The organism is Allobosea sp. P4_C6 (assembly GCF_056402015.1).
The window spans coordinates 18,050-38,913 of sequence record NZ_JBFUIF010000034.1; the positions used below are offsets into that span (position 1 = coordinate 18,050).

Sequence of the window (20,864 nt, forward strand, 5' to 3'; positions counted from 1 at the left end):
CCTTGACGCGGCCGGCGGCCTTGGCTATGGAACCCCGACTTCAATTTGACTTCCGGTGCTCGCCGGCACGTCGCGTGTCGGTTTTTTTGTTTGAGCGATCCGGGGATGCAAGGAACGATTGCCATGGCCCGCCGTTGCGAACTGACCGGGAAAGCCACCCAGACCGGCCACCTCGTCAGCCACTCGAACCGCAAGACGAAGACGGTCTTCCGTCCGAATCTCGTCAACGTCACGCTGCAGTCGGACGCGCTCGGCCGTTCGGTGCGCCTGCGCGTTTCGGCCAACGCCCTGCGTTCGGTCGAGCATCGCGGCGGCCTCGACGCTTTCCTGCTCAAGGCTGCGGCCGGCGACCTCTCGGTCGGCGCGCTCGGCCTGAAGCGCGACCTCGAGAAGAAGCTCGCCGCCAACTGAGCGGGTTTTCCTTTCGGGTTTGAACGAAGCGGCCGAAAGGCCGCTTTTTTCGTTTGGGCATACGACACGTCATTCTCGGGCGAAGCGAAGCGCAGACCCGAGAATCTCAGGCCGAGGGAGGCTCCAGCATCCATTGGGCATGAGATGCTCGGGTCAAGCCCGGGCATAACGCTCTCTATGGAAGCAGCTCGAACTCCAGCAGCAGCGTCCGCTGCAGGAACGAGAAATTGTCGTCCGAGATCAGCGTCAGCACCGTGCGCCCGCTCTCCAGATGGACCGACAGCCCCTCCATATTGTCGATCTCGTAGCCGAGATCGGCCTCGATCAGGCGGGGGCCGTCGAGGAGCGCGCCGGGCCGGATGTCCCGCCCGGCGATTCGGCGGATGCGCATGCCGACACCACGCAAGGGCTGATACCAGCGTTCCAGCAGCAGCATGTCGCCGGACGGCAGGAAGGCGAGATCGGTGATGTCGTAGCCGTCATGCCGGGCGACCTGGAACAGACCCGGCTGGGGGCCGCCGAGAAGGACGCCGAGCGTCGGCTCGTCCTCCTTGCCAGATCGCTCGGCAATCGCGACGAGCGCGCCCTTGAGCGGTCCATACGGCACGACGCCGATCGCCTCCAGCCCGCGATTGCGCGGCAGGCGCTTGACCTCGGGCGGCACCGGCACCGAACGCGCGCGGGCCTCGACACCCTGCCCGGCCCAGTCGAAACGCACGATCTCATGCCGGCGCTCGATGCCGACATAGGCGACGCCGTCGGCAATGCACAGGCTTTCCGTATCGTAGAGACCCGAGCGCGAGAGCGGCCGCCCGGATGCGCCGAGGATGGCCGCCATTTCGGCATCGTCCAGCCCGGCGAGCTTGCCTGCCTGCGAGGTGATTCTCGCCGTCAGCCAGTAGCCGCGATCGCTCACTGCGACGAGATCGCGCCCGTCGTTGAGCCGCGCCAGGCCCGAGAAACCGCCGAAGCGCGGATGGCCGGATGACAGGACGAGCCCGCTGCGGAACTGCAGCGCACCGAACCGGCGCCGATCCGGATTGCGTGGCTCGAAGGCCGTGATGGCCCGCACGGAGACCCCGACCGGAAAGCGTGTCTGCTCGACGCCCTCAACGGCGCCCGGCACTGCGCACGCGCCGAGGCCTGCGAGCGCGGCACGACGCGTGAGGCGCATCAGTGCAGGCGGCGCGAGGTGGAACCGGAGCCCGTGGGCCCGTCCTCTTCGAACAGCTCAGCGAGCTTCTCGGTCATCACGCCACCCAGTTCCTCGGCATCGACGATGGTGACGGCGCGGCGATAATAGCGCGTCACGTCGTGGCCGATGCCGATGGCGATGAGCTCGACCGGCGAGCGTGTCTCGATCTCGGCGATGATGTGCCGCAGATGCCGCTCCAGATAATTGCCGGCATTCACAGACAGCGTCGAATCGTCGACCGGCGCGCCGTCCGAGATCACCATCAGGATCTTGCGCTGCTCGGGCCGCCCGAGCAGGCGCTTATGCGCCCAATCCAGCGCCTCGCCGTCGATGTTTTCCTTGAGCAGCCCCTCGCGCATCATCAGCCCGAGATTCTTGCGCGCGCGCCGCCAGGGCGCGTCGGCGGCCTTGTAGATGATGTGTCGGAGGTCGTTCAGGCGGCCGGGATTGGCCGGCTTGCCCGATTGCAGCCAGGCCTCGCGCGAGAGCCCGCCCTTCCAGGCGCGGGTGGTGAAGCCGAGCAGCTCGACCTTGACGCCGCAGCGCTCCAGCGTCCGGGCCAGAATGTCGGCGCAGGTCGCGGCCACCGTGATCGGCCGGCCGCGCATCGAGCCGGAATTGTCGATCAGCAGCGTCACAACCGTATCGCGGAAATTGACGTCGGATTCCTGTCGGAAGGAGAGCGGCTGGAACGGGTCGATGATAATGCGCGGCAGGCGGGCCGGATCGAGCGCGCCCTCCTCCAGGTCGAACTGCCAGGAGCGGTTCTGCTGCGCCATCAGGCGGCGCTGCAGCCGGTTGGCGAGGCGCGCGACGACGCCCTGCAGATGCGCGAGCTGCTTGTCGAGATAGGCACGTAAGCGCGTCAGTTCCTCGGCGTCGCAGAGTTCCTCGGCCGTGACGATCTCGTCGAACTTGACCGTATAGGCCTTGTAGTCGGTCTGCGGACGCTCGTTGCCGCGGCTCTCGCGCGGGCGCGGTGCCTCCCCGGCCTCCTCGGATTCGGAGCTGTCATCCTCCTCGTCCCAGTCGCCGGCCGGCGCATCGCTCGCCTCGGAAGCGCCCTCCTGCAATTCCTCGGTCGCATCCTCGCTGACCTCGACCTCGGAGCGATCAGCGCCGCTCTCCTGCTCGGATTCGCCTTCCTGCTGCTGCTGGTCCTCGGAGGACTGGTCCTGATTGTCCTCGTCCTCCTCGGACTCGTCGCCCTGCGCGGTCTGGTCGGCCATGTCGAGCGCCGCCAGCATGTCGCGCACCGTGCGGGCGAAGCCGCGCTGATCCTCGACCGTCTTCGCGAGCCGGTCGAGATCGCTGCCGGCCTTGGCCTCGATCTGCTCGCGCCAGAGCTCGACGATCTTCTCCGCCGCCTTCGGCGGCTTCAGTCCGGTCAGGCGCTCGCGCACCATCAGTGCCAGCGCGTCCTCGAGCGGCGCATCGGCCCGGTCAGTGATCTCCTCGTAGCGCCCGCCGCGATGATAGCGGTCCTCCAGCATCGCGGTGATGTTACCGGCCATGCCGGACATCCGCCGCGCACCGATCGATTCGACGCGCGCCTGCTCGACGGCATCGAAGACCGCGCGGGCAGCATCGCCCTCGGGCGCGGCGCGCCGGTGGATCGCGACGTCATGGCAGGCGAGGCGGAGCGCCATCGAATCGGCATGGCCGCGCAGGATCGAGACGTCGGCTGGCGTGAGCTTGCGCGGCGGCTCGGGCAGGCGCGCCCGCTCGCCGACCAGCGACGGCTTGTCGGCAGCGAAGACGATTTCCATCTCCGGCTTGCGTGCGATCGCCTTCATGGCGCCCGAGATCGCCCGCTTGAGCGGCTCGGCCGGGGCTTCCTTCGGCGTTCCGGGCTTGCGGTTCGAGATGCTCATAGCGCCTTCGTGAAGTGATGCAGCGTTTGACCCGCCACCGGATAGTTCTCCATCCGGCCGCATTCGCGATAGCCGAGCCTCGGATAGAATCCCGGGGCCTGGATGCTCATCGTCCCGAGAAAGACACCTTTGGCGCCGTGCTCGCGAGCCTCGTCTTCAGCCCGCGCGACCAGCGCCTCGCCCAATCCCGCGCCGCGATGGGCCTCGTCGATCCAGAGCAGATCGACATAGAGCCATTCCCATTTAAGCTCCCCGACAAGGCCACCGACGATATCGCCGTTCTCGTCGCGCAGGCTGATGGCCAGCGGCCTGGTGTTTCGGGGACCGACCTTCGACTGGTTATGCGCGCTCAACCCGCGCACGACGGCGGCGCGCGTCTCGGCTTGCTCGGGCTCGACCGTAACCGCGACCATCGCTCCCCCTAGCGCGAGCGCCCGTCGTACTGCGTCGGCGAGAGATCGCCCGGCTCGACGCCAACGAGGCAGCGCACATTGACCGCGACCATCGGCGTGCCGTCGGGTCCGGTCGCCTTGGCGAAGGATTCGATGCCGCAGGTCTCGCAGAACAGGTGCTGGATCTTCTGCGTGTTGAAGCGGTACTCGGTCAGCGCATCCTCGCCCTTGGTGAGGGTGAAGACGCTGGCCGGCGAGAAGGCGAGAATCGAGCCGCGGCGCTGGCAGTAGGAACAGTTGCAGGTGATCGTCTGCCCGAGATCGGCCTCGACCTCATAGGCAACACGTCCGCAATGGCAGCTGCCCTGATACTGCGCCATGGCTCGTTTCCTCCGTTAGCTCAGCACCACGTTCGCGGCGCTCTCCGGCAGTTCCTTGCCGAAGGAGCGCTGGTAGAACTCGGCCACCAGTGTGCGCTCCATCTCGTCGCATTTGTTGAGGAACGTCACCCGGAAGGCGAAGCCGATATCGCCGAAGATGGCGGCATTCTCGGCCCAGGTGATGACCGTACGCGGGCTCATCACGGTCGAGAGATCGCCGTTCATGAAGGCGTTGCGGGTGAGATCGGCGACGCGGACCATCTTGTTGACGATGTCCTTGCCATCAGGCGTCTTCTGGTAGTGCTTCGACTTCGCCAGGACGATCGCGACCTCGTTGTCATGCGGCAGATAGTTCAGCGTCGTCACGATCGACCAGCGGTCCATCTGGCCCTGGTTGATCTGCTGCGTGCCGTGATAGAGGCCCGAGGTGTCGCCGAGGCCGACCGTATTGGCGGTGGCGAACATGCGGAAGGCGGGGTGCGGGCGAATGACGCGCTTCTGGTCGAGCAGCGTCAGCTTGCCGGACTGCTCCAGCACGCGCTGGATCACGAACATCACGTCCGGACGGCCCGCGTCGTATTCGTCGAAGACAAGCGCGATGTTGTTCTGCAGGGCCCAGGGCAGGATGCCATCCTGGAATTCCGTGACCTGCTTGCCTTCCTTCAGCACGATCGCGTCCTTGCCGACGAGGTCGAGCCGCGAGACGTGGCTGTCGAGGTTGACGCGCACGCAGGGCCAGTTCAGCCGCGCGGCGACCTGCTCGATATGGGTCGACTTGCCGGTGCCGTGATAGCCCGAGATCATGACGCGTCGGTTATGCGCGAAGCCGGCGAGGATCGCGATCGTGGTGTCGCGGTCGAAACGGTAATCCGGGTCGAAATCGGGGACATGCGGATCGGCTGCCGAATAGGCGGGCACCTCGAGGTCCGTGTCGATCCCGAAAGTCTGCCGAACCGACAGCTTCATGTCGGGCAATCCGGGCGCGGTCGTCGTCGTCATCATCTTGTCTCCGGGCGCAGGGCCGTGGCCGGTTTATCGCCGGTTACCCAGTGCCGACCGAGGAGGGAGGCGGATCATCCCTCATTAGAGCGAAAGACTGGAAGCGGCAATTCGCAAAGCTGCATCCCGGCCCTCGCAAAGGGCATGCCGGCTCACTGCCCCGCTGCTTCAAACGCGCTGCGCCAGAAGCTGTTTCACGATTGCGGCCGCATTGCGCGCTCCATCCAGTGCAAGGCCGATTGCCGGCGGCACGGCGCCGATGCCGGCTTCGACCGCCACCGCCAGATCATCCGGCGTCAGGGCCCCTTCCCCCGAAAGGCGCAGACGGCGTGCAAGCCCGGCCTTTTCCATTGCCGCGGCCCGGATGGCCTGCTCCGTCTCCCCGCCGGCATCGAACGGCACCACGATCGCAGGGCGACGCGCGGCGACGAGATCAAGCACCGTATTGTAGCCAGCCTGACTGATCGAAATCGCACAGCCGGCGAGAAGAGCCGGAAAATCGGGCCTCACCCGCTCGATCACGACATGGGCCGGCGCCTCCGCCCGAAGCCGGCCGAAGACATCCTCACTCACCGCTCGTCCGACCAGGATTCGCCAGCGCCGCTGCGGCGAACCGAGCCTGGCCGCCGCGATGGCCAGTTCGAACAAGGGCACGGCCGCCGCGGAGCCCCCGCCCGATACCAGCACTTCGCCGTTCCCGATCGGCGCGGCGACGGCCGGCGCCTCCGCCATGTAGCCGGTGTAGAGCAGTTTGGCCGCCAGCCTTGCATCGACCGGCCATGACCGATCGAGCGGCAGGAAATCCGCATCGCCATGGATCAGCACGGCATCGAACAGCGCGGCGAGCCGCTGCTGCGCCTCCGCGATACGGTCGGGGCGCGGCGTCACCAGCACATCCCGGACGGAGGACAGCACGAGCGCCTTCGGATTGGCCGCTCGCGCCGCGGCGATCAGGGCGAGGAACTCTGCGGCCAATTGTCGGCGGCCGAACGGAAAATGCTCGGTGATCACGACATCGGGCCGCAGCCCGGCCGCCACCGCCTTCAGAAGCGCGATGCGTTCCGCCCCACGCTCCGGTGCGACCGGCTGACCCGCCTCGTCGAGCAGCGTGCGGAAGTCGACACCCTCCGTCCGCACCGGAGGCAACTGCACGAAAGCGAAGGGCTCCCGCTCCATCGCCCGCAGCGGCATGCCGCCACTGGCGAGCGTGACCGCGAACCCCTCTCCGGCCAGCGCCCGCGCCAGATTGGCCGCGCGCACCAGATGGCCCGAGCCGAGCAGATGCGTCACCGCGATGACAATTGTAGCGCTCACCGCGATTCGCCAGCCGAAGCGCGCAGCCGGGCGGCGATCCTGTCGAGGCCCGCCGCCGCAGAGAAGGAGCCGGTCAGGCGCGCAAAGGCCCCGTTCCCCAGCACCGCGCGCCGCTGCGGCGAGCCGGCCAGCTCCATAAGCGCTCCGGCCAGCCCGTCGATATCGCCGGGCGGCACCAGAAGCCCCTCGATACCCGGCCGGACGAACTCCGGGATGCCGGCGAAATCGGTCGCGATTATCGGCAAGCCCTGGCTCGCCGCCTCCATCACGACATTGGGCAGGCCGTCGCGATCGCCATCCCCCGCCTGCTTCGAGGGCAGGACGAAGAGATCGGCGTCGCGCAGCGCGGCGATGACCTCGTCCTGCGCCTTGGCACCTGCCCAGACGATCCTGTCGGCGACGCCGAGCGAGCGCGCCCTTTCCTGCAGCGCCTTCAGCATCTCGCCACCGCCGATATGGGTCAGCCGCCAGTGCAGCGGGCCGGGAAGCCGCGACAGCGCCTCGAGCAGATCGTCGAAGCCCTTCTTCGCCACGGCCCGCCCTATCGTGACGAAGCGCACCGGATCGGCCGGATCGGAACCATCGCGCGGGGATCGCGGTCCCGGCGCCGGAAAGCGCGCGAGGTCGAGGCCGTGATAGACGAGCGCGACCTTGTCCGGCTGGTCGGAGAGCCGCTTCAGCTCGCGGAAGCCGTCTTGCGTGCAGGTCACGCCCCAGGCGGCGTTCGCGATCTTCTCGCGCTTCTCCCAGTCCGGCGTAGTCCAGATATCCTTGGCATGGGCGGAGAAGGACCAGCCCAGACCGCGCAGCAGCGCGGCATAGCGGATCACCGAGGCCGGCGTGTGCAGATAATGCACATGCAGATGCCGGATATCCGGTGGCAGCTCGCGCGCCATCACGCAGGCTTGGCCGAAGCGGCGCAGGCGATTGCGCGTCCTGTCGCGCGCGAGATCGCGCAGGAAGGCCGGCAACAACCGCAGGAAGCCAGGACGCGAGACGGCATTGAGAATGCCGCGCGCCACGCGCCCCGGCTCGTCATGCAGATACTCCGGCAGATAGCGCACCGGAGCGGCGATCTGGCCGTGCATCAGATGCTTGGCGGCGTCTGTCGGATGCCGCAGCGACCAGATCTCGAAGGCGAGGCCGCGCTGCTGCAGCCCGAGCAATTCCTGCGCGATGAACGTTTCGGAGAGCCGGGGATAGCCCTTCATCGCCACCGCGACACGCGGTACAGCGCCCGTGCTCATCGCCGGCCGATCAGCATGAAACGCGTGTAGTTCTTCGTCGGCCGCGCCCCGGCGAACCAGATCTCCGCAAGCCCCGCCTGCTCGCGAAAGGCATCGAGCGAGGGCACGCAGCTACGGTGATCGGGCTCGCGATAATAGTCATTCGATTGCAGTACGAGCGGCAACCCGGCCGGCAGCGTCGCGACCCAGCCAGGCACATCCGCGAGATGCTCGCAGCTCGTATTGACGACGAGCCCCGGCGCCGGGGACTGCGCCCCGAAATCCATCGTCATCATGTCGGCCGTCACGGCCCGGAAGCGTCCGGAACCGACGTGCCGATGGTTCAGGGTCTTCGCCACCTCGGCACAGCTCGGATCGACATCGAGGCTCACCACCTGATCGATGGCGAGCCTGGGATCGTCGAGCAGCATCGCGCCGAGCACGCCATACCAGGCCCCGAGCACCCAGATCGGGCCGGCAGGCTTCGGATAATGCTCGGCCAGTGCTTCGACCAGCCATTGCTTCGACGCGATCTGCTTGTGATTGCAAGCGATCGAAAGATCGGGCGGCGCACCCTTGCCGTACAGGCGCGCGATATCGGCGACGATGCGGTTGCCGGACAGCGCAGCCATACCGCGCAGCAGGTCGTGGAAGGCCTCGCAAGGCGGTTCGGGCTTCATGGTTCCGTCGTTGTCGGCAAAGCTCGGCGGGACCATAGGCAGCAGCTTCGGCAAAGGCCAGCCTCGCATACCCGCTCAATCGCGCGGAGTTGCCTCCGGCTCGGTCGCCACTTCCGCCACCTCCACGGCCTCGGTCGCCTCATCCGCGGGCTTCGCAGCGGCCGGCATCGGCATCGCGGCGTTCGCAGCGTCATCGCGCTTGCGGCGCGCGACTTCAGGCGCGCTGGCGAAGCCATAGGCGGTGAGCGATTTCTCGCGTCCCTTGATCGCGATCTTGAGCGGCACCGTGCCGGCATAGCTGCGCCCGGTGGTCCGGATCGTATCCTCCGAGACCACGACATCCGCCAGCACCCGCCGCGTGGCCGATTCGAGCTGGCTCGCGATCATCACCGTCTCGCCGACCGTGATCTCGCGCCGGCCGAGATTGTCGTTCTCGACCGCGCCTGTGATGGCATCGCCGGTGTGGATGCCGATGCCGATCCTGAGCGGCAGGGGCAGCGCCGCCCCGAACTCGCGGTTGAGCGCCTCAACAGCCCGCACGATGTCCGCCGCGGCATTGATCGCCGCCTGTGCGCCGCGCGCCTGCGATCCTTCCAGCCCGAACACCGCCATGAAGCCGTCGCCATAGAAAGCGTCGATGCGTCCGTCATGGGCTGTGATGGCCTGGCTCATCTCGTCGAAGAACCGGTTCAGCAGGCCGATGAGCTCGCGCGGCAATTGCCGCTCCGAGAGCGCCGAGAAGGCCCTGAGATCGGCGACCACGACCGTCAGGCCGCGCTTGTTGATGGCGTCGTCGGGCTGCAGCGGCCGCGCCCCGGTGGCGTTCAGCCGAGATGCGAGCAGGATCTGCACCTGCAGATCGTCATGCGGCCTGATCTGGCAGGCGAGCCTGACGCCTTCAGGCGCAGAGATGCGCCGCAGCAGCCGGGCCTCGTTCATCCCCGGCGCAGGCAGCCTTTCGTTGCCGTCCATCACCAGCACGCGGCAGGTGGCGCAACGCGCCCGTCCGCCACAGAGCGCCGCATGCGGAATGCCGAAACGGCGGAACATCTCGAGCACCGTCGGCCCCGGCGCCAGCCGGCGCGTGCCATGGCCGACGAAGCGCACGGTGATCTGGCGCGTCGTCCGCACCCGGATCTCACGAATGCCGACGAACAGCACGAAGGCGCAGACCAGCCCGTAGAAGCCCCCCTTGCCCCACATCACGTCACGGTCGAACATCATCCGCTGCGCGTCCGTGACGAATTCCGGCGGCAGCGCCATCCGCTCGGCCTCTCGCGCCGCGACCATGAATCCGATCAATGCGAGGATCGGTATCAGGATCGAGACCAGCAGAAACGGATCACGCCAGTGGTGGTAGGCGTCGCGCGAGCGCAGCATGAAGTGGATGCCGATCATGCCGTGCGTCCAGACCAGCAGCAGCAGCAGCGACTGCAGCACGGCACGATCGGGCCAGAGCCGGCGCAGCACGGCGTGGTAGGTCTCATCGACACCGAAATAGATGCCCATCACGCGCGTGCTGATGATGTGGTCGACGAGCAGGAGCGGGATGGCGAGGCCGAGCGCGATCTGCAGCATCTCGCGCACCGGCATCTTGAAGGTGCGGCGCTGGACCACGCGCAGCAGCGCGAAGAGCGGGTGGACCACGAGCGCACCGTAGAGCAGGACCGAGCCCAGCCACGAGTGCCACAGGCCGTAGCGCCAGTCCTGCACGCGCTCCATGGCCCCGACCCCGAGGATGCCCACGGCATGGTTCAGGAAATGCGTCGTCGCGAAGGCGAGCAGGATCAGGCCCGAAATCAGCCGGATGTCCCGGCTCCAGGACGAGACCTGGTCCATGCTTGCGCCCATGCCGCTCCGGGCCGTGCCCGTGCGCTGCGTACCGGCGGCTGTTGGCCGATTCATGCGACGCCCGACCTCATCAAACGGTTTCGTGCTCGCGGAGCAGCACGCTGGCGAGGCGATGGACGCGCTCGGCCAGGTCGCGACAGACCGCGAGGCTGAATTCCGGCACGGTGTGGAGCAGTTCGAAGAACAGATCCTTCGGAATCCTCAGCGCCAGAACCGGCGTCCGCGCACTGACCGTGCCGATGAAGGGCTGGCCGCTGAGCAGCGACACGTCGCCGGTGATGCTGCCGGCGTCCTTCTGGAACCGCCGCCCCTCGCCATCCTCGCGCGGCTGCGAGAATTCGACCTCGCCCTCGAGAATGACGTAGACGCCGTCCAGCCGATCCTTCTGGCTGATCAGCGTCGCGCCCGCCTCGAAATGCAGTCTTTCGCCCATCAGCGCGACGAGCTTGAGCCGCGAAGCGGGCATGTCGCGAAACAGCGGCAGGCCGCGCAGGCAGCTGAGATCGGTTTCCAGACTCATGATCGCGCCTCCATTCGCCGGGCATCCGCGAAGCGCGATGCCAGGTCGTCGGCATCGTTGGCAGCCTCGGGCGCCCCACCCGCTTCGACCGTGCCGGTCGCGCCGTGGAACACGACCTGCATCGGAACATCCTCGACGAGAGTAGCATCTCCCAACAGAAGAAACAGCGTCATTCCAGCGCAATAGCTCCGCAGCCGGGCGACGATCTTCTCCGGCTCGTCGGAGATCGCCAGCAGGGCCGAGATGTCGAGAACGGCGATCTGCGGCGCCTTGACCAGGGCCTGAACCAGGGGAATGGCGTGCAGCAGCCGCGTCGGCAGATAACGCCCGCGGATGCCGCTCTCGGTATCCAGCCCGAGACGATAGAGCGCCTCCCCGAGCCCCGAGCGCTCCAGCGCCTGCAGCACGATCTCCGCCACCTTGCGGCCGGCATCGGGAATGCCGTAGCCGATGCGGCCGAACATCAGGTTGTCGCGGACGCTCGCGCCGAGCATGACCTTGTCCGGAGCATAGAAATCCACATCGGCAGCGGCATCCGCCGGCAGATGCTTGCGGAAGCTTTCGCGCGCCCTGAGGATGCGGCGCTCGAGCCGTTCGTCGATCTGGTTCAACCGGTGCTTCGGCTCGATATAGCCGAGCGCCAGCGCCACCAGGTCACGCTCCGTCTCCTGGTCAAGCGGGCTCCGCATATCGTGCTTGGCCAGGATATCCGCCAATTCGTTCAGGCGCTCGAAATCGAAGTTCTCCCCAAAGGAATAGCGTTCGAACAGCGCATGGCCCTGGGGCAGGCCGGCAAAGATCTCGACGACCGTGGCGACGATCCGCCCGCCCATTTCGGCCAACGGCTCGACGAGGGCCTCCGCCTTGAGGATCGAGTGGGCATAGGGTTCGAAAAGCAGCGTCGCATTGTCGAACCGGGCGCTGGTCCGCGTTCCGAAGATCAGGTTCTCGGCGATCGAGGCGTTCCGGTTGTAGCGATCGAGCACGAAGGGCTCGATCAGCCCGCCGAGCTTGATGCGCTCCAGCTCCGCCGCGACGACGCGCCGGGCGGTGATGATGCGCTCGGTCGCCTGCTCGCTCACCGGCGGCATCACCTTGCCTCCCAGGCCGAGCTCGAACACGTCCCGTGTGCAGCCGAATACGTCGAGCAGCTCGCGCACCCGCGCCGCGAGCTCGGCTGCATCGGCGACCCCGACGCCCTCATAATCCGTCCAGTCCGCCTCGAACGGAAACGGCGAGTTGCCCGAGCGAACCGCCTCGACGAAACGGCGATGCTCCTCGGTCGAGACGGGCCCTTCGGATTTGAGGTTCGGCCGGCGCCGCCTCAACGGCAACAGGATGTTGTCGCGCATCGTCCCGGCGATGACCTCGGCCTCGTCGCCCGAATAGCCGATGAGATGGCTGGCCCGCTCGACCGACATGTCGGCGAGCAATTCGCCGTCTATGACGACGCGACCGGTATAGTTCGTCGCCTGCCGTCCGAGGATACGGCCGAGCATGTCCCGGCCGCCGCCATGCGGCCCGATGACCGCGACGATGCCCGGGCGCTGCAGGCTGAACGAAAGCGGCGTGAGCAGCGGCTGGCTGCGATTGTCCAGCATCTGCACGGCTTCCAGCCGGATCTCGCCCTTGGGCGGCAGGGGCGAGCAGCCATTTGCCTCGTCGAGGACGAGCGTGTCGTCACTGTTGAACTGGGAGATGACCTGATCGTACTTGATCGTCACGTCGTTGCGCTGCTGGTCCCAGTCGATCAGCTCCTTGATCGGCGGCGGCAGGTCCCGATAGGCCGCGATCACCGCCACGAGCTGGCCGATGTCGAGGCGCCCCTGCAGCGCGAAATAGCCGCCGATCGCATAGAAGAAGAACGGCGTGACCTGAGCCAGCAGATTGTTCAGGAACTTGACCGCGAATTTGCGCTTGTAGAGCGCGTAGCGGATGTCGAAGAGGCGCCCAAGCCGCCCCGCGATGTCGGACTGGACATAGGCTGTCGCGCCATGCCCCTGGATCATCGGCCCGGCATCGACGATCTCGCCGATCCTGCCTGCGAGCTGGCGCGAGGCGATCTGGCGCTCGCGGCCCAGCCGTAGCTGCTCCCGGCGCAGAATCGGGATGATGATCGCCTGCGCCAGCACGATCAGCAGCGCGATCGACCCCAGCCAGAAGCTCTGCGCCATGATGAAGGCAAGGGCGGTCAAGGCCTGGCTGAGCAGGAAGACCGGCTGGATGAAGGCGTCGCCGACGAAGCCGCCAATCGGCTCGACCTCGTCCTTGATCATGCTGGCGATCTCGGCCGGCTTGACGGCCCGGATCTCCTCAGGGCGGAAGCGCATCAGCTGGCTGAACAGGTCGTAGCGCATGCGCCGCAGCATGCGTTCGCCGAGGATGCCCTTGCGGACGTTGACGATGTATTTGAAGGCGCCGTTGATCAGGACCAGCAGCAGGAAATAGCTGGAGAGCCCCATGAGAAGCCCGACCTGACCGACCTGGAAGCCCTCGGATATCTTGTAGCTCGCGCCGCCCAGCCACGATGGCAGATGGAGGGTGAACTCCATGAAGGTGGCCGTCGTCTTGCCGTTCCTGAAAGCCCCGCCCTGGATGGCGTCGTTGACGATCCGCTTGGGGACGTCGAACGAGGCCCAGTTGAAGGGGATCGAGACAACGATGATCAGCAGGACGATGATCTGCTCGCCGCGACTCTTCTGCCAGATATAACGGAAGAGGTTGGATTCCAAAGGGCAATCCTGTCGCGAACGCCGGTGGCGTTGTCATGCCGGGGCCGAACCCCTGAAAGCGACCATATGTGGTGAGGTTGCGGCAGAGTGCAATGCGGGCCACCTTGGGTGGCCGCCCGGTCCGGGCGGCATCCGGGGGGAGAAGTGAGCCGTCTATCGTTCCGCGCGGCCCGTGGCTGCGCCGCCGTCATCTGCGCCGTCGCCGCGATCCTTGCCGCGCCCGCCGGCTCTGCACAGCCGGAGACCACGCCCGACAACGCCTCCATCCTGCTGCATGACGGCTTCGACCAAACCGGTTTCGCGCCCGAAGGCGGGCTTTTCTACAAGCAGAACTTCGAGCAGCGCGCGGGCCGGGTCGTTTTCGGAGATTCCGCGCCCCTTCGCGGCACGGGCGCCTTGAGTCTCACGGCGACGGGGGCTTGCCTGCCCCAGACCATTGGTTGCAGCGAGCGGGCCGAGGTCTGGGAACGCCCCGAGGTTCTGGTCCCCTATCGCAGCACGGTCTGGTACGGACTTGCGCTACGCCTCGACGACCCGCTGCCGCAGGATGATCGCAGATATGTGATCGCGCAGTGGAAGCGCGAGATCGTTCCGATGGCAGAGGGCGATTATTCGCCGTTCCTTGCGATCAGGCTCTACCGGGAGAGCCTCGGCATCACCGTCGAGACGGACCGCGTGCCCTCTTATCCGATCGGAGGCCCGGAAAGACGGGATGGCTGCCGCCACGGCGAAGCGCTCGTGCTGGACCGCCCGCAGGCCCGTCAGACACGCGCTCTGGTGGCGATAGAAGCCGGCGCGGTGCGGGAGAATTATCCCAGCTATTTCAACGCCTGCGCGCCGGACATCCAGGTCACGCACCATGCCGATCTACCTCCCGCGCAGAAGGGTTGGATCGATTTCGTCATCCGCTCGCAGCCTGGCCCTCGAGGGAATGGACATGTCGACGTCATGGCGGACGGCGTGCGGATCGTGACGATACGCGGACATATCGGCCATAGCGGCCCCGGCCTCGATACGAACCAGTACTTCAAGTTCGGTCCCTATCGTGCGCCGGCACACTTGCCTTGGAGCGTCAGCTACGACGACTTCCGTCGCGGACCCCGTTGCAGCGATGTCATCCGCCTCGGGCAATGCCCGCTCGAATGACCGGATTTGTCGAAACTCGTTGGCAAGGCGGAACTTTCGACGTCTAGTGACGTCACGTAAAAAGCGGACGGTTCCGGGGCGTCGTCAGTTCGATCATGGATATTCTGCGCATCAGTGATCTGCGTATCGGCTTCACCGTTCATGGCCTCGACCGCGAGGTGGTGAAGGGGGCGAGCCTGCGCGTGCCGGCCGGCAAGACGGTCGCGCTGGTGGGCGAGTCCGGCTCCGGCAAATCGGTGATTTCGCAGGCCATCATGGGCCTGCTGCCCCGCGCCGGCGCTGTGACCGGTGGCGAGATCCTGTTCCGCGACCCGCTGGCGCCCGAGACGGTGATCGACATCGCCGCCCTGCCCTCCGAAGGGCCGGAGATCCGGGCGCTGCGCGGTGGACGCATCGGCATGATCTTCCAGGAGCCGATGTCCTCGCTCTCGCCGGTCCACACCATCGGCAACCAGATCGAGGAGGCCCTGCAGCTGCATCGGCCGATGCCGAAGGCCGAGGCGCGCGGGCTGATCGAGGCCATGCTGAAGCGCGTCGGCTTCAAGAATCCGCACCGCGCCTACGGGCTTTATTCCTTCGAGCTGTCGGGCGGCCTGCGCCAGCGCGCCATGCTGGCCATGGCGCTGATCTGCCAGCCGGCGCTGCTGATCGCCGACGAGCCGACCACGGCGCTCGACGTCACCATCCAGGCCCAGGTGCTCGATCTGATGCGCGATCTCCAGGCCGAGATGGGCATGGCGATCCTGCTCATCACCCACGATCTCGGCGTCGTCGCCAACATGGCCGACGAGGTGGTGGTGATCTTCCACGGCGAGATCATGGAGCGCGGCCCGGTCGAGGACATCTTCCGCCGCCCGCGCCACCCCTATCTCAAGGCGCTGCTCAACGCCTCGCCGCATTTTGACATGCAGGAGGGCGAGCGCCTCGTCGCACTGCGCGAGGCCAGGGCCCGGCCCGTGGCGGCCCCTCGCCCGGAGGCTCGGCCGGCTTCCGACAGCCCCCCGCTGCTGCGCGTCCGCAATCTCCACAAGACCTATGTCACCGGCTCGCGCAGTTTCTTCGGCAAGGGCACGCTGAGCACGGTGAAGGCAGTCGACAATGTCGGCTTCGACATCCGCCGCGGCGAGTGTCTCGGGCTGGTAGGGGAAAGCGGCTGCGGCAAGACGACGGTCAGCAAGATCATCATGCGCGCGGTCACCGCCGATTCCGGCGAGGTGATCTTCGACGACGGCCAGGAAAGAGTCGACGTGCTCGGGCTCCGGGGCGAGGCGCTGCGCGACTTCCGCCCGCGCATCCAGATGATCTTCCAGGACCCGGTCTCGTCGCTTTCGCCGCGCATGACGGTGATGAACATCCTGCGCGAACCGCTGGCCATCCACGACCGGGGCGACTCGGCGGCGCAGGACGAGCGCGTCAAGTCGCTGATGCAGGATGTCGGGCTCGATGTCCGCTTCCTGAACCGCTATCCGCATTCCTTCTCCGGCGGCCAGCGCCAGCGCATCGGCATCGCCCGCGCCCTCGCGCTCGATCCGGAACTGATCATCTGCGACGAGCCCGTCTCGGCGCTCGACGTCTCCGTCCAGGCCCAGATCCTCAACCTGCTCAAGGACCTTCAGGCCGAGCGGGGGCTGACCTTCCTGTTCATCTCCCACAATCTCGCTGTGGTGAACTACATGGCGGACCGTATCGCGGTGATGGCCAATGGCCACATCGTCGAGTTGGCGCCGCGCCACACGCTTTTCACCCGCCCCGTCCACCCCTACACCAAGGCGCTGCTGCGCTCGGTGCCCTTCGCCGATCTCGACCGCAAGCTCGACTTCAAGCTCGCCGCCCCGGGCGGTGCCTCCGACGACAGCCATTGGGGCAACGCCTTCCGGGTCGGCTCCGATGCCTCTGCCTTGACACATCTGCCGCTCGGCGAGGGTCATTACGTCCTCGCGCGGCCCAATGCCGATGTCCGGGAGATGGTCCCATGACCTCGCGCCATCCGAAGACGACGCGCCGCGGCGCCTTGCTCCTGGGTACGGCCGCCCTGGCCGCGACCGCGCTGCCGCGCCGCCCGCTCGCCCAGCAGAACCCGCCCGCGCCGATCGACAGCCGCTTCTTCGCCGACAAGGTCGCGGCCGGCTCGCTGCCGCCGGTGGCGCAGCGCCTGCCCGCCCCTCCCCGCATCATCGAGCTTGAAAAGCTCGGGCGCACCCCGGGCCGCCACGGCGGCAACATCCGCATGCTGATGGGCGACCAGCGCGACGTCCGGATGATGACGCTCTACGGCTATACGCGCCTGATGGTCTACGACGACAATCTCGAGCTGGTGCCGGACGTGCTCGAGAGCTGCGAAGTCCAGGACGGCCGTATCTTCACGCTGCGCCTGCGCGCCGGGCACCGCTGGTCCGACGGCTCGCCCTTCACCACCGAGGATTTCCGCTATTGGTGGGAAGATATCGCCAACAACCAGCGCCTCTCGCCCGGCGGCCCGCCGCAGGCATTGCTCGCGGGCGGCAACGCGCCTCTCTTCGAGGTGCTGAGCCCCACCGAAGTCCGCTACAGCTGGGATGCGCCCAACCCGATCTTTCTGCCGGCCCTGGCAGGGGCACAGCCTACCTACATCTTCATGCCCTCGGCCTATCTCAAGCAGTTCCATGAGCGCCATGCGGCCAAGCACGAGCTGGCCCAGCGGATCAAGGAGAACCGCGTCCGCGACTGGGGCGCGCTGCACGAACGCCTGTCGCGCATGTATCGGCCGGAGAACCCAAAGCTGCCGACGCTGGAGCCCTGGCGCAACACCACGCCGCTGCCGGCCGAGCAGTTCGTCTTCGAGCGCAACGCCTTCTTCCATCGCGTCGACGAGAAGGGACGGCAACTGCCCTATGCCGATCAGGTCACGCTGACGATTGGGACGAGTTCGCTGATCCCGGCCAAGGCCGCCGCCGGAGAGGCCGATTTGCAGGCCCGCTATCTCCGCTTCGACAACTACACCTTCCTGAAGGAGGCCTCGAAACGGATGAACTTCGAGGTCAAGCTCTGGAAGCGGGCAGAGGGCGCCTATTTCTCCCTGATGCCGAACCTGAACGCCATCGACCCGGTCTGGCGCGACCTCAACCGCGATGTCCGCTATCGCCGCGCCATCTCGGTCGCGATCAACCGGGCGGACGTCAACAAGGTCATCTTCTTCGGGCTTGCGAGGGAGAGCGGCAACACGGCCCTGCCCGAGAGCCCGCTCTACGACGCCACTCTCGCCTCGCTCTGGACCCAGCACGATCCGGCGCTGGCAAACCGGCTTCTCGACGAGATCGGCCTGACGAAGCGCGACGACGACGGCGTGCGCCTGCTCTCGGACGGCCGCAGGCTCGAATTCACCATCGAGACGGCAGGCGAGAACACCGAGGAGACCGACATCCTCGATCTGCTCAAGCAGGACTTCTTCAATGTCGGCATGAAGATCTATCCGCGCTCCACCCAGCGCGACGTCTTCCGCCGCCGCATCGTCGCCGGCCAGACCGTGATGTCGGCCTGGGCCGGCATGGACAACGCCCTCGTCACCTCGGACATGGAGCCCGACGCGCTGGCTCCGACATCCTCGGCGCAGTTCCAGTGGCCGCGCTGGGGGCAGTTCATCGAGAGCAGCGGCCGCGAGGGCGAACGGCCGGCCGTGCCCGAAGCGAACGAGCTGGTGCGGCTCTACGAGGAATGGCGCATGAGCTCGACGCGCGACCAGCGCCGCGCGATCTGGCGCAAGATGCTGGTGATCAACGCCGAGCAGGTGTTTACCATCGGCGTCATCAACAGCACGCTGCAGCCGATCGTCGTCTCCCGCGACCTGCGCAACGTGCCGGACAAAGGTCTCTACAGCTTCGAGCCCGGCGCCTTCATCGGCCGCTACATGCCGGACACCTTCTGGTTCGACCGGCCAGAGACCGATCGGCAAGCGACCAAGGGCTGATCCGTGCTGTTTCGCTACATCCTCAAGCGCATCCTGATCATGATCCCGACGCTGCTGGTCACCAGCGCGCTGATCTTCACTGTGATCAACCTGCCCGAGGGCGACTATTTCGAGACCCTCGCGGCCGAGATGCAGGCCCAGGGCGAAAAGGCCGATATGAGCCGCATCGAGTTCCTGAAACAGGAATACGGCTTCGACCGGCCCCCCGTCGAACGCTATTTCCGCTGGGTCACGGGCCTGCTCCAGGGCGATATGGGTTATTCCTTCGAGTATCAGCGGCCGGTCAGGGAGATCGTCGGCGATCGCCTGCTGCTGACGATGCTGGTCTCCTTCGCCACGATCATCTTCACCTGGGTCGTGGCATTCCCGATCGGCATCTACTCGGCCACGCATCAATATAGCTGGGGCGATTACGGGCTGACCTTCATCGGGCTCATCGGCCTCGCGGTGCCGCATTTCCTGCTGGCGCTGGTCTTCATGTATTTCGCCAATGTCTGGTTCGGCACCTCGATCGGCGGGCTCGTCGACCCCCACTACCTCAACCAGCCGATGAGCTGGGCCAAGCTCAGATCCGTGCTGGAGCACCTCTGGATCCCGGTCATCATCATCGGCGCCGGCGGCACCGCCGGCATGATCCGGGCGCTGCGCGCCAACCTGCTCGACGAGTTGCAGAAGCAGTACTACGTCACCGCCCGCGCCAAGGGCCTGCCGCCCGGCAAGGCGCTGCGGAAATATCCGCTGCGCATGTCGCTCAACTTCTTCATCTCGGACATCGGCGACATCCTGCCCTCGATCGTCTCTGGCGCCGAGGTCGTCGCCATCGTGCTGTCACTGCAGACCACCGGCCCGCTGCTGATCAGGGCGCTGCAAAGCCAGGACATGTATCTCGCCGGCTCCTTCCTGATGTTCCTGTCCTTCCTGACCGTGATCGGCGTGCTGATCTCAGATATCGCGCTCGCCATCCTCGATCCGCGAATCCGCCTGCAGGGGACTGCGACCAAGTGACGGCGAACTCGCTCAGTACGCTCCCCCCGGACGGCGCGCCCTTGCCGCACGCGGCCTCGACCGCGCCGTTCGAGCCCTATGCCACCGAGCACATGACGCCGGAGCAGGAGCGGGTCTACCTCGCCTCGCAATGGCAGCTGATGTGGTGGAAGTTCCGCAAGCACAAGCTCGCGGTCATCTCCGCCTTTGTCATCCTGGTGATCTACGCGATGGCGGCCTTCGCCGAATTCCTCGCGCCCTATCACTACACGACGCRCAATACCGACTTCATCCGCGCGCCCAGCCAGAGCGTGCATCTCTTCCATGAAGGCAGCTTCATCGGGCCGTTCGTCTACCCGTACAAGATGCAGCTCAACATGGAGAACCTGAAGCGCGAATACGAAGTCGACGACACGCGCCCGCAGAAGCTGCGCTTCTTCTGCCGCGGCGACGACAGCTACATGTTCTGGGGCATGATCCCGGGCAATCTGCGCCTGGTCTGCCCGCCGAAGGACGGCACCTTCTTCTTCCTCGGCTCCGACCGGCTGGGCCGCGACATGCTCTCGCGCATCCTCTATGGCGGGCGGATCTCGCTCTCCATCGGCCTGCTCGGCGTTTCCGTCTCCTTCGTCCTCGGCGTCATCATCGGCGGCATCGCCGGCTATTACGGCGGCCGTGTCGATCTCGTCGTCCAGCGCATCATAGAGATCGTGCAGTCGCTGCCGCATATCCCGCTCTGGCTGGCGCTCGCCTCGATCATGCCGCCGTCATGGAGCCCGCTGGTGGTCTATTTCGGCATCACCATCATCCTCGGCCTGATGGACTGGACGGGACTCGCGCGCTCGGTCCGTTCCAAGCTGCTGTCGCTGCGCGAAGAGGATTATGTCGTCGCCGCCCAGCTGATGGGCGCGAAGCCCGCCCGCATCATCGGCCTGCATCTCGTTCCGGGCTTCATGAGCCATCTCATCGCCTCGGCGACGATCACCATCCCGAAGACCATTCTCGGCGAAACCGCGCTCTCCTTCCTCGGCCTCGGACTCAGGCCCCCGATCACCAGCTGGGGCGTGATGCTCAATGAGGCGCAGAACATCAACGTGGTGGCGCTTTATCCCTGGCTGCTCTATCCGGTCGTGCCCGTGATCGTGATCATCCTCGCCTTCAACTTCCTCGGCGACGGCCTGCGCGATGCAGCCGATCCCTATCGCTGATCGATCGCC

General features: G+C 66.5%; 17 protein-coding genes. 6 read left to right on the forward strand and 11 right to left on the reverse strand.

Going from position 1 to position 20,864, the window contains the following annotated elements; genetic code table 11:
• The first annotated feature begins 123 nt into the window (after positions 1-123).
• The gene (gene rpmB / locus AC1DVA_RS20615; RefSeq protein WP_265050175.1) at positions 124-411 is read left to right on the forward strand and encodes a 50S ribosomal protein L28; all 288 of its coding nucleotides are present in this window, start codon (positions 124-126) and stop codon (positions 409-411) included.
• Positions 412-586: 175 nt separating this feature from the next.
• On the opposite strand, the gene AC1DVA_RS20620 is transcribed toward rpmB, so the two are convergent.
• The 11 genes from AC1DVA_RS20620 to AC1DVA_RS20670 all read right to left on the reverse strand — a co-directional run bounded on the left by AC1DVA_RS20620 (position 587) and on the right by AC1DVA_RS20670 (position 13,574).
• Positions 587-1,537, reverse strand: coding sequence for an esterase-like activity of phytase family protein (locus tag AC1DVA_RS20620; protein ID WP_476807104.1), 951 nt, complete (start codon positions 1,535-1,537; stop codon positions 587-589).
• Positions 1,538-1,584: 47 nt separating this feature from the next.
• Positions 1,585-3,480, reverse strand: a complete 1,896-nt coding sequence (gene cobT, locus AC1DVA_RS20625) for a cobaltochelatase subunit CobT (protein ID WP_265050177.1) — start codon at positions 3,478-3,480, stop codon at positions 1,585-1,587.
• Positions 3,477-3,893: a GNAT family N-acetyltransferase gene (locus AC1DVA_RS20630; RefSeq protein WP_265050178.1), complete on the reverse strand. Its 417-nt coding sequence runs from the start codon at positions 3,891-3,893 to the stop codon at positions 3,477-3,479. The genes cobT and AC1DVA_RS20630 overlap by 4 nt, the downstream gene beginning before the upstream one ends.
• Positions 3,894-3,901: 8 nt before the next feature.
• The gene (locus AC1DVA_RS20635) at positions 3,902-4,252 is read right to left on the reverse strand and encodes a GFA family protein (protein ID WP_265050179.1); all 351 of its coding nucleotides are present in this window, start codon (positions 4,250-4,252) and stop codon (positions 3,902-3,904) included.
• Between the two features lie 15 nt (positions 4,253-4,267).
• On the reverse strand, positions 4,268-5,251 hold the full coding sequence (gene cobS / locus AC1DVA_RS20640) for a cobaltochelatase subunit CobS (RefSeq protein ID WP_265050180.1): 984 nt from the start codon (positions 5,249-5,251) through the stop codon (positions 4,268-4,270).
• A 168-nt stretch (positions 5,252-5,419) separates the two neighbouring features.
• Positions 5,420-6,565 (reverse strand): glycosyltransferase family protein, encoded by a 1,146-nt coding sequence (locus AC1DVA_RS20645; RefSeq protein ID WP_476807105.1) that lies wholly within the window; start codon positions 6,563-6,565, stop codon positions 5,420-5,422.
• Positions 6,562-7,812, reverse strand: a complete 1,251-nt coding sequence (locus tag AC1DVA_RS20650) for a glycosyltransferase (protein WP_476807106.1) — start codon at positions 7,810-7,812, stop codon at positions 6,562-6,564. The genes AC1DVA_RS20645 and AC1DVA_RS20650 overlap by 4 nt, the downstream gene beginning before the upstream one ends.
• Entirely contained in the window at positions 7,809-8,471 is a 663-nt protein-coding gene (locus AC1DVA_RS20655) for a class I SAM-dependent methyltransferase (protein WP_265050183.1), read from the reverse strand. The genes AC1DVA_RS20650 and AC1DVA_RS20655 overlap by 4 nt, the downstream gene beginning before the upstream one ends.
• A gap of 75 nt (positions 8,472-8,546) precedes the next feature.
• Positions 8,547-10,322 (reverse strand): adenylate/guanylate cyclase domain-containing protein, encoded by a 1,776-nt coding sequence (locus tag AC1DVA_RS20660; protein WP_476807107.1) that lies wholly within the window; start codon positions 10,320-10,322, stop codon positions 8,547-8,549.
• Positions 10,323-10,392: 70 nt separating this feature from the next.
• The gene (locus AC1DVA_RS20665) at positions 10,393-10,842 is read right to left on the reverse strand and encodes a Crp/Fnr family transcriptional regulator (protein WP_265050185.1); all 450 of its coding nucleotides are present in this window, start codon (positions 10,840-10,842) and stop codon (positions 10,393-10,395) included.
• On the reverse strand, positions 10,839-13,574 hold the full coding sequence (locus AC1DVA_RS20670; protein WP_265050186.1) for an ABC transporter transmembrane domain-containing protein: 2,736 nt from the start codon (positions 13,572-13,574) through the stop codon (positions 10,839-10,841). Before AC1DVA_RS20670 ends, AC1DVA_RS20665 begins: the two co-directional genes overlap by 4 nt.
• Before the next feature lie 144 nt (positions 13,575-13,718).
• Between AC1DVA_RS20670 and AC1DVA_RS20675 the strand changes: the two genes are divergently transcribed.
• The 5 genes from AC1DVA_RS20675 (at position 13,719) to AC1DVA_RS20695 (ending at position 20,855) form a co-directional block, all read left to right on the forward strand.
• The gene (locus AC1DVA_RS20675) at positions 13,719-14,720 is read left to right on the forward strand and encodes a polysaccharide lyase family 20 protein (RefSeq protein WP_265050187.1); all 1,002 of its coding nucleotides are present in this window, start codon (positions 13,719-13,721) and stop codon (positions 14,718-14,720) included.
• A 95-nt stretch (positions 14,721-14,815) separates the two neighbouring features.
• Complete coding sequence (locus tag AC1DVA_RS20680) at positions 14,816-16,696, forward strand: ABC transporter ATP-binding protein (RefSeq protein ID WP_476807108.1); 1,881 nt, start codon at positions 14,816-14,818, stop codon at positions 16,694-16,696.
• On the forward strand, positions 16,693-18,663 hold the full coding sequence (locus AC1DVA_RS20685) for an ABC transporter substrate-binding protein (RefSeq protein WP_265050189.1): 1,971 nt from the start codon (positions 16,693-16,695) through the stop codon (positions 18,661-18,663). Before AC1DVA_RS20680 ends, AC1DVA_RS20685 begins: the two co-directional genes overlap by 4 nt.
• Before the next feature lie 6 nt (positions 18,664-18,669).
• Positions 18,670-19,668 (forward strand): ABC transporter permease, encoded by a 999-nt coding sequence (locus AC1DVA_RS20690; RefSeq protein ID WP_265054918.1) that lies wholly within the window; start codon positions 18,670-18,672, stop codon positions 19,666-19,668.
• 41 nt (positions 19,669-19,709) lie between these two features.
• Positions 19,710-20,855, forward strand: a complete 1,146-nt coding sequence (locus AC1DVA_RS20695; RefSeq protein ID WP_476807109.1) for an ABC transporter permease — start codon at positions 19,710-19,712, stop codon at positions 20,853-20,855.
• Positions 20,856-20,864: the final 9 nt, after the last annotated feature.

Coding starts and splice junctions, on each gene's coding strand:
- rpmB (WP_265050175.1), top strand. CDS start 124: ATGGCCCGCCGTTGCGAACTGACCGGGAAAGCCACCCAGACCGGCCAC.
- cobT (WP_265050177.1), bottom strand. CDS start 3,480: ATGAGCATCTCGAACCGCAAGCCCGGAACGCCGAAGGAAGCCCCGGCC.
- AC1DVA_RS20630 (WP_265050178.1), bottom strand. CDS start 3,893: ATGGTCGCGGTTACGGTCGAGCCCGAGCAAGCCGAGACGCGCGCCGCC.
- AC1DVA_RS20635 (WP_265050179.1), bottom strand. CDS start 4,252: ATGGCGCAGTATCAGGGCAGCTGCCATTGCGGACGTGTTGCCTATGAG.
- cobS (WP_265050180.1), bottom strand. CDS start 5,251: ATGACGACGACGACCGCGCCCGGATTGCCCGACATGAAGCTGTCGGTT.
- AC1DVA_RS20650 (WP_476807106.1), bottom strand. CDS start 7,812: ATGAGCACGGGCGCTGTACCGCGTGTCGCGGTGGCGATGAAGGGCTAT.
- AC1DVA_RS20655 (WP_265050183.1), bottom strand. CDS start 8,471: ATGAAGCCCGAACCGCCTTGCGAGGCCTTCCACGACCTGCTGCGCGGT.
- AC1DVA_RS20660 (WP_476807107.1), bottom strand. CDS start 10,322: ATGGGCGCAAGCATGGACCAGGTCTCGTCCTGGAGCCGGGACATCCGG.
- AC1DVA_RS20665 (WP_265050185.1), bottom strand. CDS start 10,842: ATGAGTCTGGAAACCGATCTCAGCTGCCTGCGCGGCCTGCCGCTGTTT.
- AC1DVA_RS20680 (WP_476807108.1), top strand. CDS start 14,816: ATGGATATTCTGCGCATCAGTGATCTGCGTATCGGCTTCACCGTTCAT.
- AC1DVA_RS20685 (WP_265050189.1), top strand. CDS start 16,693: ATGACCTCGCGCCATCCGAAGACGACGCGCCGCGGCGCCTTGCTCCTG.